We start from the raw sequence: 15,779 nt of genomic DNA, 5'->3' as shown, positions 1-15,779 counted from the left end.
GAAAGTCCCGTTCATAACGTTCTGGGGTGGAGCATGCTCGATGATCGGTCCGCAGTCGGGTGCGTCCGTCCCGGACGAGGCCGGGAAGCCCGGGACCGGACTGGAGGAGCAGCTCGAGCTGATCTGGTCGAACATCCGTGCCATCCTCGCCTCGGCCGACATGACCGTCGACAACATCGTGCGCCTGACCAGCTACCTGCGAGACACGGCCAACGCCGCCGCCCGCACGGCGGCACTCGGTGGCCGGGCCGTCCCGACGACCGCGATCGTAGCCGCGGGCTGACCCCCGCACGCCCGGTTCACGGGACAGCTAGAACCGGTCGACGTCGATGACGGCTTTCGCGAATTCCTCCGGGGCCTCCTGCGGCACATTGTGGCCGATCCCGTTCAGCACGCGGTGTTCGTACTTGCCGGAGAACTTCGAACGGTAGGTCTTGCCGTCGGCGTTCGGCCCGTCGAAGTCGCTGCCGATCGTGATCGTGGGCACCGCGACCGCCGGTCCCTGCGCGAGTTTCTGTTCCAGGGGATCGAGTTTCGGGTCACCGTCGGCGAGGCTGAGCCGCCAGCGATAGTTGTGGATCACGATGGCCACGTGGTCCGGGTTCTCGAAGCAGGCCGCCGAGCGGTCGTAGGTCGCGTCGTCGAAGGTCCACTTCGGCGACGCGATCTTCCAGATCAGCTTGTTGAAGTCGTGGCGATTCTTCGTGTAGCCGAGGATGCCGCGCTCGGTGGCGAAGTAGTACTGATACCACCAACCGAGTTCGGCGGCGGGGGAGAGCGGCTGCTTGTTCGTCTCCCGGTTGGTGACGAGATAGCCGCTCACCGAGACGAGCGCCTTGCAGCGTTCGGGCCACAGCGCGGCGATGATCACGGCCGTCCTGGCGCCCCAGTCGAAACCGCCGAAGACGGCCTTCTGGATCTTGAGGGCGTCCAGCAGCGCGATGATGTCGGCGGCGATCGCGGACTGCTGCCCGTTGCGGAAGGTGTCCTTCGCAAGGAACCGTGTCGGCCCGTAACCCCGCAGGAACGGCACGATCACCCGGTAACCGGCCGCGACCAGGCGCGGGGTGACGTCGACGTAGCTGTGGATGTCGTAGGGCCAGCCGTGCAGGAGGACGACCACCGGGCCGTCCGCCGGCCCCGCTTCGGCGTACCCGATGCTCAGCTCACCGGCGTCGATCTGCTTGAGCGGGCCGAACGAGTTCGACCTGCCTGCCGAGTTCGGCCCGGCGGCCGCGGCCGGTGCCACCGCGGGCTGGGCCGAACAACCGGCCACCGTGGCCCCCGCCGTCGCGGCGATGACGGCCTGCGCGAACCTTCTCCTGCTGAGCATCCTGATCCCTCCCGCGAAACGCCTGGTACGGGATCAAATTAGGGAGCCGGCGCGGGCCGCGGCGACCGTCGGACGACGTCACCGGTGTACGTCACGCGGGTCAGGCGACTTCGGGTTCGACGTCGAGGAAGGCCGCTTCCAGCCGGTGGATCCGGGCCCAGAACTCGGCCTCGCGGCCGGCTTCGAGGACGCCGAGGTGCCCGCCGGGGACCACGCGGCCCACGAACGGACCGGACGTCCACACCCGCCATCCGCCCGTGGCGTCGTCGCCCGAGGCGAACGCGAGATCGTCGGCGCCGCGGATCGCCGCGATCGGGCACGAAAGCCGGGTCCTCGCGGGCCCGCGGTAGGCGTTCAGCAGCTGGAGGTCGCCGAGCAGTAGATCCAGCGCGTACTCCCAGCTTTCGGGTGCGTCGCGGTAGCCGGCGACCGGGGTGAGCCCGGTGCGGCCGAACACCCGCCCCATGGCCGAAGCCGCCGTCTTGGCGTTCTTGTCCGGGGAGCGGCGCTGCGGGGCGCACGCGTCCACCACGATCAACGACGCAGGCGCGACGCCGAGACGCTGAGCCGTTTCGAGCGCGACGAAGGCGCCCATCCCGAAACCGATCACCACGGCGCGGGAGAACCAGTCCCTCGTAAGCTCCTCGGCCAGCGGCGCGGCGAGGTCTTCGACGGACGCCGCGGGAGTCTCCGCGAGCCGGTCCCCGTGCCCGGGATACTCGGCGCCCCAGACGTTCGCGCGGACGGCTCCGGCGAGCGGGCCGAACGTGCGGACCGTGCCGCCGGCGGGTGGAAACAGCAGGTAATCGAGGCCGCGACCGTCCGATGTGGACAGTGGAGTAAGTGCGGCCTTCATGATCCGAAAGATACGCGTCGTTAACCCGAATGGGGTAACGGTTTGGCTTCGACCAAGATCGAATCACCCGGCAGGGGGAGACCTGGCCGAGGTCTTCGCAGAAGCTCGCCCGGCCGTGTCGTATCTGGGGTCCGCCGTTCGACGTCCTGATAAGAGCCGGAAGGAGAAAGCGATGAACACCACGACACAGGCCTCGGCCACGCGGCTGACCCCGGTGAGCCGCACCCTGCCGGTTCTGCTGGCGATGGAGGACGACGCGGAGGACGTCGGCCGCCTGTCCCCGGACGACCGCCTGACCTGCCACGTGCACGGCCGCTGGATCCACCAGTGCGTCGCCTCGCCGCTGCACGTCAACCCGGTCACCCGGCATCGGTGGTGCCGCACCTGCGCGACCGCGCTGACCGTTTCGATCGACGAGCTGTCCGGTGCGGTGACGATGTCGTGCCCCCGGTGCGGCCACGGCGGAAGTGCCGCGTCGGCCCGGTTGACCGCCGCCTGCCGGGCCAGCCTGGCGGCGGTGCGCGGCCGCTCGGCGGGGGGATCGCGTCAGCGCGCGGCCTGAGCGCCGATCGCGAGGTGAGCACTACCGGTGGGCCGAGACCCACTTGATCACCCGGTCGACGATGAGGTCGCGGTCCTCCGGCCGCCGATAAAGGTAGTGCCCGGCATCAGGCAGGACTTCGACGTCGGCCAGGGGGAGCAGATCCCTGAGCCGTTCCGCCGCCGCGAACGGATCGTGGACGACGCTCCGCGCGCCGAACAGCGCGAGCACCGGCACCGTGATGGCCGCGACCGCGGTTCCGTCCGGACAGGTCTGGAAGGGCACCCTGGCCCGATAGGACCTGATCCCGGCGAGTACCAGGCGGGCCGCGGGCTGGTCGAAGATGTCCTCTCCCGCCGACCAGGTCAGGAAGCCTCGCCAGAGCCGGTCGTTGTCGAGGACGGCCGCGAGGGCGCCGTACCAGAACACGTTCCGGGTGAACGGGGCCGAAACCGTGGTCGCGTCGAGCAGCCCGAGCGACGCGATCCGTCCAGGGGCGTCGATGGCCTGGTTCACCGCGTGCCAGCCACCGGTCGAACCGCCGACGAGGTGTACCGCGGCCAGGTCCAGTTTCTCGAAGACGTCGTCGAGAGCCCTCGCGCGGTCACGGACGCCTTCGAACGGCGCGGTCTGCACGCTCCGGCCCGCCTCCCCGAGCGTGTCGATCGCGTAGACCCGATGCCCCTCGGCCAGCCCTGGGATCAACGCGGCGTAGCACGCCGACGTCGCCATGAGCCCGGGCAACAAGGCGATCGGCGGGCCCTCATCGCCGTAGCGGTAGACCCGCGTGGTGCCGTGGCGCGTCGCGATGTCGGACACGGCATCCGGTTCCGGGCATTCGGCGATCGCCCGGTCGTAGGCGGCGAAATAGCGCTTCTCGGCCGCCGGATTCCTGAATCCCCCGATTTTCTTCATGGGAGGAACGCTAGGCGGAGCCGCATCCGGAGGCTTGAACGAAAGTAAGATGACGGTATGGGCGGGTGGGGTCTCGTGGTGCCGCGTCGCGACGTCGCCCAGGCGCCCGGCGAGCGGGTGCTCAGGCTGCCCGATCCGCGCCTGGCGGCCCACGTCTCGAGCTACGTCGCGCACGATCTTCCCGACACCGGGCCGAGTTCCTGGCGGATCACCCCGCTGTCCGTGCTCATCTGGGTGATCGACTTCGAGGCCCCGGCTCGCGGCCCGTCGGGTGACGGCGCGATTCCGGATTCCCCCGTACTGGGACTGCGGGACCGGCCGTTGCTCGCGGAGCAGGCCGGGGCGTCGCGAGGCATCGCCGTCGCCCTGAGCCCGCTCGGCTCGTACGCGTTGTTCGGGATCCCGTTGCGGGAGCTGACGAACGCGGCGATCGCGGCGTCCGATCTGCTGCGGTCCGGGTCGCTGATCGAACGGCTCGCGGAGGCGGCGGACTGGCCGGAGCGGTTCCGGCTCCTGGACGAGTACCTGCTGTCGAGAATGGCCCGCGGTCCGGAATTGGCCGCGCCCGTCCGCTACGCCTGGGAGCGCCTGATGACCGGACCGGTCCGTATCGACGCGCTCGCCGACGAGATCGGCTGGAGCCGCCAGCACCTCAGCGCCCGGTTCCGCGAACAGATCGGGCTGAATCCCAGGACGGCCGGGCGGATCGCCCGGCTCAACCGCGTGGTGGCGCTGGTGAGCCGGGCGCCGTCCCTGTCGTGGGCGGAGGTCGCGTATCGCGGCGGCTACAGCGATCAGGCGCATCTCGTCCGCGAGTTCCGGGCCTTGACCGGAAGCAGTCCGACCGAGGTCGGTAAACCGGCCGGGCTATTTGTTCCGCCAGATCACGGCACGTGAGTCCGCGCTTTCGTAGGGCTGGGACGTGTACGACAGCGACGTGATGGGGTCCGACGCCACCCCGAAGTGCAGACGGCAGGACTCGAAGACCGCGCCCTTGACCGAGAAGTCCTTGGGCGCGAAATTCTGGTCCTCGCATCCGGTGACGTCCGCTTTCCCCATCCCCAGCAGGGAACCCGGCCAACCGCCGCTCTTGGTCCTGGCGGTCAGGATCGGCGAGGTCACCTCGGCGAGGTTTGTGCCGTCGACGTTCGTCAGCTTCTCGCGGACGAAGAAGAAGTTCTTGCCGCGCAGCTTGGCTTTGTCCTCCTCCTTGAGCGGCAGGCCGTCGATGTCGGCGTCGGGCGCCTTGACCGATTCGACGGTGACCGTGAGCCCGACGACGCCCTTCGCGTAACGGCTGTAGAACGGGATGATCGCCTGCTCGCCGAACTTGAGCTTCGTCCCCGGCTTGACCGCGTCGCCGGTGACCTCCAGCGTGGGCGTGGTGGTCAGGTACGGCATCTCCGTCGTCGTCGGCGCGTTGGAGGACGTCTCCCCGGCGGTCGTGGCGGCGGCACTCCTGGCCTGGCCGGTGTTCGACGGCGGCGTGCAGCCGATCAGCGCGGCGCCGAGCACCACGGAGATGACGGCATGGCGAACTCTCGGACGTGTGGGCACGACCGATCTCCCCTCGAAAGTGAAAGCACGTGGATTTCCCCCGTGATCACTCTAGACAACGAGCGTTCACTCGATCGGCGGAGGTAGGTTGCGGACATGACCCAGGTTTCCACGCCTGCCGAGGCGGCCACGAGGATCACCGGACGAGCCGTCGCGGGGCAGCGGGGACTGGCGGGCGCGGTGACGGAAGTGGTGCTGGACAGCGGCGACACCGTCGTCGTCAAACGTGGCCACGACGGCAACGCGGTGGCGGCGGAGGCGGCGGGACTGCGGTGGCTGGGCGAGGCGGACGCGGTCCGGGTGCCCGAAGTGCGCGGCCACGAACGCGAATGGCTGGTGACCGAACTGGTCGGCGGCGGGCGCCCGACACATCACGCGGCGGAACGGCTCGGACGGGGGCTGGCGGCGTTGCACGCGGCAGGCGCCCCCGGGTTCGGGGCACCGCCACCCGGTGGACCGGTCGACGCGTGGATCGGCCTGGCCCCGATGGCGAACGAGCCGGGGGAGGACTGGCCACGCTGGTACGCCGAGTACCGGGTCCTGCCGTATGTCCGGCGCGCGGTCGACGAGGGCACGTTGGACGGTGACGAAGCCGCGGTGATCGAGCGGGCGTGCGCGCGACTGCCGGAGGTGGCCGGACCGGTGGAGCCTCCCGCCCGCCTGCACGGCGATCTGTGGAACGGGAACGTGCTGTGGGGCGCGGTCGAGGCGTCGCTCATCGACCCCGCCGCGCACGGTGGCCATCGCGAGACCGATCTGGCCATGCTCCAGTTGTTCGGCTGTCCGCTGCTCGACCGGGTGCTGGCCGCCTATCAGGAGGTCGCGCCGCTCGCCGACGGCTGGGCCGAGCGGGTCGGGGCACATCAGCTGTTCCCGCTGCTCGTGCACACCGTCCTTTTCGGACGGTCCTATGCCGGGCAGGCGGTCGCGGCCGCGCGGGTGGTCGGCCGGTAGCTCACCGCGCGAGGCGGTCGAGCCATTCGGCGAGCATCGCGTGCTCAGCCGGGGTCAGCGCGTCCCGGGGTTCCTTCTCCAGTGCGGCTTTGAGTGCGATCGCGCGGCTGGGGATGTCCGAAGCGCTGTCCGCGCTCTCGGTGGTGATGCCGGCGATGACGTGTTCGCGTGCGGCGATGATCAGATCCGGATCGCGTTCTCCCGGCGGGCTCGCGATGAGCGAGAGGATCACCCCCATCCCGGTCGCGTGCACCAGCTGAGCGGCTTGTTCGACCGGTACGCGGAGCCGTCCGGCCTCGGCGATGCGTTCGACGATCCGGCGGAGGATCGCGTCCGCCTCCTTGCGCGCTTCACGGACGCGGGGCTCGCCGTACATGAGCATGTAGAAGGCGGGCTGGGACAGACCGAACTCGACGTGCAGATCCCAGCCGCGCCGGAGGTCGCGCACCGGGTCGTCGGTCTCGCCGAGAGCGTGCTTCCCCGCCAGATAGCTCTGGAAGCCGTAGGTGGCGACCGCGTCGAGAAGACCGTCCTTGTCGCCGAAGGTCCGGTAGAGCGTCGGCGCCTGCACGCCGGCGGCAGCGCTGACCGCACGCGTCGACAACGCGTCGCGCCCGCCTTCCAGCAGCAGCTCCGCCGCCGCCCGGATCAGCCGGTCTTTCGTCGTCAGCGTCATGAATCAACGATAACACCGACGCGGTAGCATTGGTTCGGTATCAGTGATACGGTGAGTCTGTTAGCAACGATATTCCGATGGGAGCACAGCATGACACGCGTAGCGATCGTCACCGGCGGGTCTCGGGGCATCGGCCGGGCGGCCGCCGAGCGGCTGGCGTCCGACGGTTTCGCGGTCGTCGTCGTTTACGGCGGCAACAAGGACGAGGCGCTGGCGGCGGTCGAGGCCATCACCGCCGGGGGCGGCCAGGCGATCGCTGCCCAGGCCGACGTCGCCGACGAGCACGCCGTCGAGGCCGTGTTCGACACCGCGGAGAAGACCTTCGGCGGAATCGACGTCGTGGTCCACGCCGCCGGGATCACCTACCTCGCACCGGTGGCCGAGATGGACCTCGACCGGCTGGACCGGGTGCACCGCACCAACATCCGCGGCCCCTTCGTGGTCGCCCAGCAGGCCGCCCGCCGCGTCCGCGACGGCGGGGCGATCATCAACTTCTCCACTTCGGTGCTCGCGCTCGCCTTGCCGGGTTACGCCGCCTACGCCGCCAGCAAGGGAGCGGTCGAGGGGATCACGCTGATCCTCGCCCGCGAACTGCGCGGCCGCGACATCACCGTGAACGCGGTCGCCCCCGGCCCGACCGCCACGGCGCTGTTCCTCGACGGCAAGGACGAGGAGACCATCACGCGCATGGCCGCGCAGCCGCCGCTCGAACGGCTCGGCACGCCGTCCGACATCGCCGAGGTCGTGTCGTTCCTCGCGGGCCCGGCCCGCTGGGTCAACGGTCAGGTCCTCCGTGCGAACGGCGGCCTCGCCTGAGTTTTCGTCGGCGATCACCCGCCCGGGTTCTGCTCGTCGTCGCGCCGTATCGCCTGCCGCCCCCGCTCGCGAACCTGCTGGAAGGTCGCTTGGGCCTGCTGGGTGAACTGCTGGACCTGCGGAGCCTCCCAGGCCTGCCGGGCGAACGTCACGCCGCCGTCCAGCGCTCGCTGCTGGAATTCGCGCGCCTGTCGTAGCTGCTCCGTCCAGGTCTTGGAGACCACGACCGAGCCGATCCTCCGGTCGTGCCAGCTGGTCTTTCCGTCCGGCGACATCCGCAGGAGCCCGCATTCCACGGCCGAGAACACCAGCAGCGCGATCCCGGCGAGCCCGAGCAGCACGCTCAGCCACAGCAGCGCCGCGATGAGGAGCACCCAGCCGAGGCCGGGAACGAGCACGGTGATCGCCGTGCGGGCGCAGATCTGGCCGAAGTTCAACCGTCCACCGTCGGCACGGCGCACCGTCAGCGTGAAGGCGGCTTTGCCCAGCGTGCGGCCCCAGGAACGCAGGAGGAGCACTTCGTAGGCCATGATCAGCAGGACCTGCACCATCAGCGTCGCGGCGATCAGCAGGACGACCTCGCCCCAAAGGTCGGCCACCTCGTCGCCGGCGGCGTCGCCGAGCGCGCCCCATTCGCCGAACGCGGCCTTGAAGATTCCCTTGCCCGCCAAGGTGAAGCCGTGCTCGCCCGCTTCGGACTGGATCCACTCGGCGGTCAGGAACCACAGCGGCGAGGTGACCAGCCACGGCACCAGCCAGTCGATCCAGCGCGCACCCCAGCGGCGGGCCGACGTCGACGACGGCCGAGGGTGCGGAGGCGGCATCAGGTTCCCGGGCTGCTGGATCACCATCCTCCCTCCAGCCCGGCTCGCCTGTCCCACAGCGGGTTCTTGAACGCGTCCCACCACAGTGCCGCCGCGAGGAGACCGGCCCCGATCGCCACGGGATCGAAGGTGACGACCAGGCTGAGCCCGTTGATTTCGACGACCGTCTCGAGCAGGCACGCCAGACCGGCGAGCACCGCGGACCAGTGAGTGCGGAGAAGGAGGGCGGCCACACAGAGCGCCGCGACGATCGAGGCGTCGGCGACGAGCATCGCGAGGGTCGCCATGGTGAGTTTGACCAGGAGAACGCGGAGCATCGCGAGTTCGTGCCGCTGCGCGGACTCGAGCTTCCGTGGCCGGAGTTCCTCGGGGAACTGGGAAAGGTGGAAGCGCTCGTCGAGCTTGTCGAGCACCGCCGGGTAGGCGGCTCCCCAGACCAGGAAGACGAGGAAGCCGACGAGGATCAACCCGGTGTGGCCGTCCTCGGCGGCTTTGTACTTGCCCAGGAAGAACGTGGGCACCAGGGCCGCGAGCCCGGAGATCACCAGCATCGCGCGGGGCACCGTCGCGAGGCCGCGGAGCCGGGTCGTCAGGAGCAGCAGTAACGGAGCGCCGATGACGAAGGCTCCGTAGACGACTCCAGTGCTGAGGAACCAGAAGGCGAGGATCGCCGTGGTCGCCCAGAAGACGGCGTAGAGGAGGCGTCTGCCCAGGCGGTTCTCGACCACCTCCGGTACGCCTTCCTCGATCGTTTTGTCCAGCCATTCGGCCATGACCTGCCCCCTCGTGCAAGAATTGCAGTACGCAAGCACGGTAGTGACTCGCGTCACGTAGTGCAAGAGTTGCAGTGTGTAGTTTTTGCTTCGATAGGAGTGCCGGTGGCAGGAACGTCCGACACGGTGGAAGACCGTCGCCGGTTCGGGGGTGAACTCCGGCATCTGCGTGAGCAGGCGGGCAGGACCCTCGACGAGGCCGCCGCGCGCCTGGAGTGCTCGGCGGCGAAGGTCAGCCGGATCGAGACCGGCCAGGTCGCGGTCCGCCCACTCGACCTGCGCGAACTGCTCGACTTCTACGAGGTGACCGGCGCCCGCCGCGCGGCTCTGCTCACGGTGTCGCGGCAGCGCGGCAAGCGGCCGGAGTTCGAAGGCGTCATCTACGACGGCTACAACCTCTACCTCGGCTACGAGGACGAGGCCGCCGAAATCGGCGAGTACCAGCCACAGTGGATACCCGGCCTGCTGCAGACCCGCGAGTACGCGCACGCGTTGTCCGTCGCCGCCGGTTCCACACCCGAGATCGCCGAACGCAGGGTCGGTCTGCGGATGGATCGCCAAAAACGCCTCCGCGGGGAGAACCCGCCGCGGTTGTCGGTCGTCGTCGACGAGTCCGTCCTTCGCCGTCCGGTGGCCGAGCCCGGCCTGATGACCGCGCAGCTGCGGCACCTGGCCGTGGCGGCGGAGGATCCGCACGTCACCGTGCGGATCCTGCCGTCGTCCGCCGGGATGCACCCGGCACAGGCGGGCGGGTTCATCATCCTCGGCTTCCCGCGCCCCGAAGATCCGAAAGTCGTCTACACCGACGACCTGACCGAGGGACGGCTGACCCAGGAACCCGACCGGGTGGCGCAGTACGTGTCGGCGTTCGAGCGGGTCCAGTCGCTGGCGCTGACGCCCGCGGAATCGGTGGAATTGATTCACGAGGTGGCCGGGTCGCATTCCTGACCGTCCGGGGTCTCCGAACAATGGCGGACGAAAGCCGACCAGTTCCCGGGGGCGACGACGAATGCGGGGCCGGGATCCTTGGCGTCGCGGACGCCGACCCCGGTTTCCAGGAAGGCGACCTCCACACAGGTCGGGCCGCCTCCACAGCGACTGCTCTTGAACCACGCCGCGCCGGTGAGATCGTGTGTCACAGGAGTTCCTTCCTCATTTGTCATGCCGGATGAGGAAAGAGCGTGGGATGTGGCGCCGTCGCGACGTCGGGTGAGTTTGTCGCGACAGCGCACACGGCGCCGAACTGCGGAAACGCGGCCGGGAGCGACGGTCTCCCCGGGTGTCGCTAACCTACGTCTGCACGGTCGCACAGCGCTGAGGGACAGGGGAGCGCTATGGAAACCCGGAGCGGCGATTCCGGTGACATCGCCGGTGTCGAAGAGATCGGCGCACTGATCAAACGGCTCCGGGACGAACGGGGCCTCACCCAGGACAACGTCGCGGGCCGCGCGGCGAAACACGGGCTCCGGATCAGGCGTGAACGAATTTCGGAAATCGAGAACGGCAGGCGTGACCCCCCGACTCAAGGCGAGCTGCGTGCCATTCTTCTCGGCCTCGGGCAAACCGAAGAAAGGGTGAAGGAACTGCAGGGCGTCCTCGCCAGGACGACCGCCCAGCCGCCGGGCGCCGTCGTGGAAGTCGCTTTCGGCGATCCCGTCCAGCAGCCGGCCGCCGTCTCGCGCCGTGCGACGTTCGGTCACCGGGTCCTGCTCGTGCTGGCGGGCGCGGTCGCCGGGGGGCTGATCGCGACCGGCGTCGCGGGCGTGTGGCCGTGGACGCTCCTCACCTACGAACCCGATCTGCAGGTCAACGTGGGGCGGCCGAATCCCGCCGACGCGCTCGCTCCCTGTCCGCAGCGCACTACCGACGTGCGCGACCACCGCGACGACACCGCCGGGTCGATCTGGTACCGCGAATGCGCGGACTACCTGGAGATCTGGGTGACCGACCATATGAAGGACGGCCGGTGCGTGTGGGCGATCGTGCACTGGAGCAACGGCGTCGTCGACGCGTCCAAACGAGCCTGCCCCGCGGGCAAGATGGAGTTCTCGAAGATCGCCAAGTACGCGCCCGACTTCTGGATGGAACTCGTCGCCAAGGCGACCGACTAACCGCCCGTCTCGTGAGTGGTAATGACGGTTCTAACCGTCATTACCACTCACGAGGCCGAACCGGCTCGCTGCCAGTCGCTTGGCAAGGGGAGGGTCGGGGTTCTTCGGTTGTGCCGCGTGAAGGTCCCCTTCCCTCGGCTCAGCCGAGGGAAGGGGACCTTCACTCGCAGCGGTTGTGACTGCCGATGCTTGGGGGTGGTCGTGAGTGGTAAGTGTCGTTCTAACGACACTTACCACTCACGACCCCTTCATCGCACCGCCCCAGTCTGGGGGTTCCAGCGCGTTCGGCCGGATTTCGGGGCTGGGCTCTGGAGGGCGGAAGGCGTCCCGAAGGTCAGACGACGGTTTCGTCCGAGTCCTCGGCGTCGTCGTCGGCTTCCTCGATCTTCCACTTCAGCTGGAACTCGACCTCTTCCTCGCCGTCGCCCCGCTCGTGTTCGATCGAGAACTGCGCGCGGGCGGGGACGCGGAACCGTTCCCCGGCGATCTGGATGCGGAACGAGGTCTCGGACTCCAGCGCGTCGGCGAGACGGCGCAGTTTCGCGACGACATCGGCGGTGGAATAGACGCGTTCGACGTCTCGGGGAGCGGTTCCGGTCACGGTGTGCCTCCAGTGTCCGACACCCGGCCGGGTGTCCGTGGCGTCATTCAATCGTGTGAACGTGATGCGGTGTCTGCCGGGTCACAGTGTCCGGGCGAGGCGGAAACCGACGTCGTCGACGCGGAAGGTCGGGTGGCTGCGGCGCCGCACCGAGGCCCGGCAGCTCCACTGTTCGTCGAACCAGCCACCGCCCCGCAGAACCCGGTATTCGCCGTAGACCTCGGCGTCGTAGACGTCCCAGCACCATTCCCAGACGTTGCCCAGCATGTCGTACAGGCCCCACGCGTTGGGCGTCTTCCCGCCGACGTCGTGCCGTGACTCCGCCGAGTTCTCCCGGTACCAGGCGATTTCGTCGAGGGGGCCGTGGCGGGGCCCGGTCGTGCCCGCGCGGCAGGCGTACTCCCATTCGGCCTCCGACGGCAGCCGGTAGCCGTCCGCGGAGGTGTCCCACGACAAGGAATCCAGGTCATACGCCGGGGTCAAGCCTTCGCGTTCGGACAGGGTGTTGCAGAAGCGGATGGCGTCCGGCCATGAGACGTCGACGGCGGGGAGCCTGCTGGGACCGGACCCGTACACCTCCTGGGTGACCGGAACCGGCGCGAGCCGGAAGGACGCGACGGCGACTGTCCAGCTTCGCTGTGTCCGGCGGTCCGAAAGGGTCACTTCGCCCGCCGGGATGGTGATCATTTCCATGGTCCGGCCGATGCTACCCAGCGCCGGTGGCGCCGAAGCAGCGCCAGCGGGACCACGGCGATCGCCGCGCTGATCCAGATGGCGTGGCGATGGTCGCCGGTCGCTTCCGTGACGAAACCGGCGAGCACCGGACCCAGGAACGCGCCGACGTTGAGCGCGACCGTGGCGAACGAGCCACCAAGGGTCGGCGCGCCGGGCGCGACCCGCATGACCCTGGCGATGAGCGCCGAACCGCACCCGAACGACAGTCCACCTTGGACGGTCGTCAACACGAACAGGGCGATGGGATGCGCGCTGGTCGCGGCCAGCACCGCCCAGCCGGCGGGCAACGACCACAGCGCCAGGACCAGACCACGGCCGAGCCCGCCGTCGCCTTTGCGGCCCGCGACGGTGACGCCGGCGAACGCGCCGACGCCGAACGCCGCCAGCAAACCGGAAACCGCCCCGGCGGGCAGGTGGGCGACGTCGGTCGCGATGACCGCGAGGAAGGCGAACGTCGCGAAGGTCGCGCCGTTGACCAAGGCCGCGAGGATCATCGCCTGCCGCACCGGAGGTGCTTTCAGTTCCCGGGTCTCACGCCGGATCGAGATCTCGTGCCGGTCCGCCGCGTCGGCGGGCGCCGAGCGGAACACCAGCAGCAGCGCGGGCAGGCACAACACGGCCACGGCCCAGAACGCCGACCGCCAGCCCGCGAGGTCGCCCAGCACGGATCCGGCCGGTACTCCGGCGACACAGGACAGCGTCACACCCGCCAGCAGGACCGCGGTCGCCCGCGCTTGCTTTCCTTCCGGCGCCAACGCGGCCGCGACGGGCATGGCGACGGCGAGGAATCCGGCGTTGACGATCGCCGCGACGATCCGCGTGCCGAACAGCACCGGGAAACTCGTCGTGAGCGCGCCGACGACGTGCACCACGACGAAGGCGGTCAAGAACCCGGCCAGCGCCCGGCGGCGGGGCCAGCGTGCGCTGAGCACGGCCATGGCGGGCGCGCCGGCGATCATCCCGACGGCGTAGGCCGACGTCAGCGCGGCGGCCGCGCCCACCGGGACCGACAGGTCACCGGCGATCCCCGGTACGAGACCGGAGGCCATGAATTCGGAGGTGCCTTGCGCGAAGACGGCAAGGCCGAGGACATAGACGAACAGGGGCAACGGACCACTCCCGGAAAGAAGGTGAGCAGGAGAAGCCGTGCGCGGACAGGAAGAAACCCGGCCGGACGCACGGAACAGCGCTCCGGTCACCGGGAAGCGAGAAGGCCGATGCCTAACGGCCGGACACGACGACTCGCCGCCGGATGACCGGCGGCGGGGGTCTGTCCGACTCGGGGCTCGTCACGAGAAGGCACAGTACACACCGCCGTCGGCGGCCCTCAACCCGGATCCGGTCGCGGCGCGCGTGCGAATGGCCCAACGGTATTGCCGATGAGAGGGGAAAAACGATGTCCGTTCCGCGTACCGGAACGCTTTCGTTGCCCCCGGGAATGAAGCCGAGTAATGCACTCTGACCTGCGGTTTTCGTGATTGTTTCGGTACTGGGAACCGTTCTGGAATTCGGTTAACCTCGACCTCATGATTCCCACGGTTGTCTGGGGTACAGGCAACATCGGCCGCGCCTCCATCCGGGCCGTCGACGCGCATCCGGCACTGGAACTCGCGGGGGTGCTCGTGCACGATCCCGCGAAGGTCGGCCGTGACGCGGCCGCCCTCGCCGGGCTCGACGGTGAACTGGGTGTGGCGGCGACCGATGACGTCGAAGCGATGTTGGCGGCGGGGCCGCGAGCGGTGGTGTACGCGGCGTCCGGTGACATCCGGCCCGCCGAGGCGCTCGCGGACATCGTCCGCGCGATCCGGGCGGGCGCGGTGGTGGTGACGCCCGCGCTGTACGCGTTGTACGACCAGCGCAACGCGCCCGGAGAACTGCGTGAGCCCGTACTCGCGGCGATCGCCGACGGCGGTGGCTCGCTGTTCGTCTCCGGCGTCGATCCGGGCTGGGGCAACGACATCCTGCCGTTGCTGATCAGCGGGCTCGGCACCACCGTGGACGCGGTCCGCTGCCAGGAGATCTTCGACTACTCCACCTACGACCAGCCGGATTCGGTCCGCTACCTGGTCGGTATGGGGCAGCCGATGGACTATCAGCCGCCGATGCTGGCGCCGTCGGTCCCGACGATGGTGTGGGGCGGGCAGGTCCGGCTGATCGCCCGCGGCCTCGGCGTCGACCTCGACGAGATCCGCGAGACGCTCGACCGCCGCCCGCTGGAGAAGACCGTGTCCACGCGGGCGATGGGCGAATTCGAGGCGGGCACGCAGGGCGCGGTGCGGTTCGAGGTCCAGGGCATCGTGGACGGCGAACCCCGCATCGTCATCGAGCACGTCACCCGGATCCACGCCTCGTGCGCGCCGGACTGGCCGATGCCGCCCAGCGGCGACGGCGCGCATCGGGTGATCATCGAAGGCCGCCCGAGGATCGAGGTCTCGGTCGAGGCGACCGACGAGGGTGAGAACCGGTCCGCCGGCGGCAACGCGACCGCGGTCGGCAGGCTGGTGGGCGCCATCGACTGGCTCGTGAACGCCAAACCGGGGCTCTACGACGCCCTTGACGTCCCGTTGCGACCGGCCACCGGCAAGCTCGGAAGGAGCGCGCGATGAACATCGACATTCCCGAGGGCAAGGACCCGATCGGCTACGTATGGGGCGAGATGGTGCCCGGTATCGGTGCCGCGGCCTCGAACTTCTCGCTCGCGGTCTACTCGCACACCACGCTCGGGCTCCGGGAGTTCGAGGCGGCGCGGCTGCGGATCGCGCAGATCAACGGCTGTGTCTTCTGCCTGGACTGGCGGACCGAACGCGACGGGGTGAAGGTCGAGGAGGAGTTCGCCGACGCGGTGACCGAGTGGCGCACCACCGGCGCGTTCGACGAGCGGACCCGCCTGGCCGCCGAGTACGCCGAACGCTACGCGCTCGATCACCACGGCCTCGACGACGAATTCTGGAAACGGATGGGCGAGCACTACAGCCAGCGGGAAATCGTGGAACTGAGCATGAGCATCGGTTCCTGGCTCGCCTTCGGGCGGCTCAACCACGTTTTGGGGGTCGACACCGTCTGCGTACTGCCGAAGATGTGACGGTT

Annotated in this window: 20 protein-coding genes; 9 read left to right on the top strand and 11 right to left on the bottom strand. The window is 69.4% G+C overall.

What is annotated here, in order from left to right:
- Positions 1-40 precede the first annotated feature (40 nt).
- Positions 41-283 (top strand): RidA family protein, encoded by a 243-nt coding sequence (locus SD37_RS21360; RefSeq protein ID WP_236725071.1) that lies wholly within the window; start codon positions 41-43, stop codon positions 281-283.
- A gap of 27 nt (positions 284-310) precedes the next feature.
- On the opposite strand, the gene SD37_RS21355 is transcribed toward SD37_RS21360, so the two are convergent.
- Together SD37_RS21355 and SD37_RS21350 are read right to left on the bottom strand one after the other, a co-directional pair.
- Positions 311-1,333 carry an alpha/beta fold hydrolase gene (locus tag SD37_RS21355; protein ID WP_044851878.1) on the bottom strand — a complete coding sequence of 341 codons (1,023 nt, stop codon included), beginning with the start codon at positions 1,331-1,333 and terminating at the stop codon, positions 311-313.
- A 100-nt stretch (positions 1,334-1,433) separates the two neighbouring features.
- A complete protein-coding gene (locus SD37_RS21350; protein ID WP_044851879.1) occupies positions 1,434-2,189 on the bottom strand; it encodes a thioesterase II family protein in 756 nt (251 codons plus the stop codon).
- Positions 2,190-2,361: 172 nt separating this feature from the next.
- Between SD37_RS21350 and SD37_RS21345 the strand changes: the two genes are divergently transcribed.
- Positions 2,362-2,751, top strand: a complete 390-nt coding sequence (locus SD37_RS21345) for a hypothetical protein (RefSeq protein WP_044851880.1) — start codon at positions 2,362-2,364, stop codon at positions 2,749-2,751.
- A gap of 21 nt (positions 2,752-2,772) precedes the next feature.
- On the opposite strand, the gene SD37_RS21340 is transcribed toward SD37_RS21345, so the two are convergent.
- Positions 2,773-3,645 carry an alpha/beta fold hydrolase gene (locus SD37_RS21340; protein WP_044851881.1) on the bottom strand — a complete coding sequence of 291 codons (873 nt, stop codon included), beginning with the start codon at positions 3,643-3,645 and terminating at the stop codon, positions 2,773-2,775.
- 57 nt (positions 3,646-3,702) lie between these two features.
- On the opposite strand from SD37_RS21340, the gene SD37_RS21335 reads away from it, so the two are divergent.
- Complete coding sequence (locus tag SD37_RS21335; RefSeq protein ID WP_044851882.1) at positions 3,703-4,542, top strand: helix-turn-helix domain-containing protein; 840 nt, start codon at positions 3,703-3,705, stop codon at positions 4,540-4,542.
- Here SD37_RS21335 and SD37_RS21330 read toward each other — a convergent pair.
- On the bottom strand, positions 4,513-5,202 hold the full coding sequence (locus tag SD37_RS21330; protein WP_236725070.1) for a hypothetical protein: 690 nt from the start codon (positions 5,200-5,202) through the stop codon (positions 4,513-4,515). The two genes, SD37_RS21335 and SD37_RS21330, sit on opposite strands and share 30 nt — an antisense overlap.
- Before the next feature lie 96 nt (positions 5,203-5,298).
- On the opposite strand from SD37_RS21330, the gene SD37_RS21325 reads away from it, so the two are divergent.
- Positions 5,299-6,156 (top strand): fructosamine kinase family protein, encoded by an 858-nt coding sequence (locus SD37_RS21325; RefSeq protein ID WP_044851883.1) that lies wholly within the window; start codon positions 5,299-5,301, stop codon positions 6,154-6,156.
- Between the two features lies 1 nt (position 6,157).
- Here the strand turns inward: SD37_RS21325 and SD37_RS21320 are convergent, their stop codons facing one another.
- Positions 6,158-6,832, bottom strand: coding sequence for a TetR/AcrR family transcriptional regulator (locus SD37_RS21320; protein ID WP_044851884.1), 675 nt, complete (start codon positions 6,830-6,832; stop codon positions 6,158-6,160).
- A gap of 90 nt (positions 6,833-6,922) precedes the next feature.
- Here SD37_RS21320 and SD37_RS21315 point away from each other — a divergent pair, with 90 nt between their 5' ends.
- A complete protein-coding gene (locus tag SD37_RS21315) occupies positions 6,923-7,648 on the top strand; it encodes an SDR family oxidoreductase (RefSeq protein ID WP_065912914.1) in 726 nt (241 codons plus the stop codon).
- 14 nt (positions 7,649-7,662) lie between these two features.
- Here SD37_RS21315 and SD37_RS21310 read toward each other — a convergent pair whose 3' ends face one another.
- A complete protein-coding gene (locus tag SD37_RS21310; protein ID WP_236725069.1) occupies positions 7,663-8,499 on the bottom strand; it encodes an RDD family protein in 837 nt (278 codons plus the stop codon).
- Complete coding sequence (locus SD37_RS21305; RefSeq protein WP_044851886.1) at positions 8,493-9,245, bottom strand: hypothetical protein; 753 nt, start codon at positions 9,243-9,245, stop codon at positions 8,493-8,495. The genes SD37_RS21310 and SD37_RS21305 overlap by 7 nt, the downstream gene beginning before the upstream one ends.
- A gap of 105 nt (positions 9,246-9,350) precedes the next feature.
- On the opposite strand from SD37_RS21305, the gene SD37_RS21300 reads away from it, so the two are divergent.
- Positions 9,351-10,193: a helix-turn-helix domain-containing protein gene (locus tag SD37_RS21300; RefSeq protein WP_044851917.1), complete on the top strand. Its 843-nt coding sequence runs from the start codon at positions 9,351-9,353 to the stop codon at positions 10,191-10,193.
- Here the strand turns inward: SD37_RS21300 and SD37_RS21295 are convergent.
- Positions 10,166-10,384 (bottom strand): DUF397 domain-containing protein, encoded by a 219-nt coding sequence (locus SD37_RS21295; RefSeq protein ID WP_201788841.1) that lies wholly within the window; start codon positions 10,382-10,384, stop codon positions 10,166-10,168. The two genes, SD37_RS21300 and SD37_RS21295, sit on opposite strands and share 28 nt — an antisense overlap.
- Positions 10,385-10,579: 195 nt before the next feature.
- On the opposite strand from SD37_RS21295, the gene SD37_RS21290 reads away from it, so the two are divergent.
- Positions 10,580-11,356 carry a helix-turn-helix domain-containing protein gene (locus SD37_RS21290; RefSeq protein WP_065912913.1) on the top strand — a complete coding sequence of 259 codons (777 nt, stop codon included), beginning with the start codon at positions 10,580-10,582 and terminating at the stop codon, positions 11,354-11,356.
- Between the two features lie 334 nt (positions 11,357-11,690).
- On the opposite strand, the gene SD37_RS21285 is transcribed toward SD37_RS21290, so the two are convergent.
- The 3 genes from SD37_RS21285 to SD37_RS21275 form a co-directional block, all read right to left on the bottom strand.
- Positions 11,691-11,957: an amphi-Trp domain-containing protein gene (locus tag SD37_RS21285; protein ID WP_044851889.1), complete on the bottom strand. Its 267-nt coding sequence runs from the start codon at positions 11,955-11,957 to the stop codon at positions 11,691-11,693.
- 81 nt (positions 11,958-12,038) lie between these two features.
- Positions 12,039-12,650, bottom strand: a complete 612-nt coding sequence (locus SD37_RS21280; RefSeq protein ID WP_044851890.1) for a formylglycine-generating enzyme family protein — start codon at positions 12,648-12,650, stop codon at positions 12,039-12,041.
- Positions 12,641-13,801: a Cmx/CmrA family chloramphenicol efflux MFS transporter gene (locus SD37_RS21275; protein WP_044851891.1), complete on the bottom strand. Its 1,161-nt coding sequence runs from the start codon at positions 13,799-13,801 to the stop codon at positions 12,641-12,643. Before SD37_RS21275 ends, SD37_RS21280 begins: the two co-directional genes overlap by 10 nt.
- A gap of 417 nt (positions 13,802-14,218) precedes the next feature.
- Between SD37_RS21275 and SD37_RS21270 the strand changes: the two genes are divergently transcribed.
- Both SD37_RS21270 and SD37_RS21265 read left to right on the top strand, forming a co-directional pair.
- Entirely contained in the window at positions 14,219-15,298 is a 1,080-nt protein-coding gene (locus SD37_RS21270) for an NAD(P)H-dependent amine dehydrogenase family protein (protein ID WP_044851892.1), read from the top strand.
- The gene (locus SD37_RS21265) at positions 15,295-15,774 is read left to right on the top strand and encodes a carboxymuconolactone decarboxylase family protein (protein WP_044851893.1); all 480 of its coding nucleotides are present in this window, start codon (positions 15,295-15,297) and stop codon (positions 15,772-15,774) included. Before SD37_RS21270 ends, SD37_RS21265 begins: the two co-directional genes overlap by 4 nt.
- Positions 15,775-15,779 lie beyond the last annotated feature (5 nt).

This window comes from Amycolatopsis orientalis, from assembly GCF_000943515.2.
GTDB classification, from domain to species: Bacteria; Actinomycetota; Actinomycetes; order Mycobacteriales; family Pseudonocardiaceae; genus Amycolatopsis; species Amycolatopsis orientalis.
This window is presented reverse-complemented; position numbering and strand designations above follow the sequence as displayed.

What these genes read in the sequence shown, in the direction of transcription:
- SD37_RS21305 (WP_044851886.1), bottom strand. Translation starts at nt 9,245, where the DNA reads ATGGCCGAATGGCTGGACAAAACGATCGAGGAAGGCGTACCGGAGGTG.
- SD37_RS21280 (WP_044851890.1), bottom strand. Translation starts at nt 12,650, where the DNA reads ATGGAAATGATCACCATCCCGGCGGGCGAAGTGACCCTTTCGGACCGC.
- SD37_RS21325 (WP_044851883.1), top strand. Translation starts at nt 5,299, where the DNA reads ATGACCCAGGTTTCCACGCCTGCCGAGGCGGCCACGAGGATCACCGGA.
- SD37_RS21350 (WP_044851879.1), bottom strand. Translation starts at nt 2,189, where the DNA reads ATGAAGGCCGCACTTACTCCACTGTCCACATCGGACGGTCGCGGCCTC.
- SD37_RS21335 (WP_044851882.1), top strand. Translation starts at nt 3,703, where the DNA reads ATGGGCGGGTGGGGTCTCGTGGTGCCGCGTCGCGACGTCGCCCAGGCG.
- SD37_RS21315 (WP_065912914.1), top strand. Translation starts at nt 6,923, where the DNA reads ATGACACGCGTAGCGATCGTCACCGGCGGGTCTCGGGGCATCGGCCGG.
- SD37_RS21290 (WP_065912913.1), top strand. Translation starts at nt 10,580, where the DNA reads ATGGAAACCCGGAGCGGCGATTCCGGTGACATCGCCGGTGTCGAAGAG.
- SD37_RS21310 (WP_236725069.1), bottom strand. Translation starts at nt 8,499, where the DNA reads ATGGTGATCCAGCAGCCCGGGAACCTGATGCCGCCTCCGCACCCTCGG.
- SD37_RS21340 (WP_044851881.1), bottom strand. Translation starts at nt 3,645, where the DNA reads ATGAAGAAAATCGGGGGATTCAGGAATCCGGCGGCCGAGAAGCGCTAT.
- SD37_RS21345 (WP_044851880.1), top strand. Translation starts at nt 2,362, where the DNA reads ATGAACACCACGACACAGGCCTCGGCCACGCGGCTGACCCCGGTGAGC.
- SD37_RS21320 (WP_044851884.1), bottom strand. Translation starts at nt 6,832, where the DNA reads ATGACGCTGACGACGAAAGACCGGCTGATCCGGGCGGCGGCGGAGCTG.
- SD37_RS21355 (WP_044851878.1), bottom strand. Translation starts at nt 1,333, where the DNA reads ATGCTCAGCAGGAGAAGGTTCGCGCAGGCCGTCATCGCCGCGACGGCG.
- SD37_RS21270 (WP_044851892.1), top strand. Translation starts at nt 14,219, where the DNA reads ATGATTCCCACGGTTGTCTGGGGTACAGGCAACATCGGCCGCGCCTCC.
- SD37_RS21360 (WP_236725071.1), top strand. Translation starts at nt 41, where the DNA reads ATGATCGGTCCGCAGTCGGGTGCGTCCGTCCCGGACGAGGCCGGGAAG.
- SD37_RS21265 (WP_044851893.1), top strand. Translation starts at nt 15,295, where the DNA reads ATGAACATCGACATTCCCGAGGGCAAGGACCCGATCGGCTACGTATGG.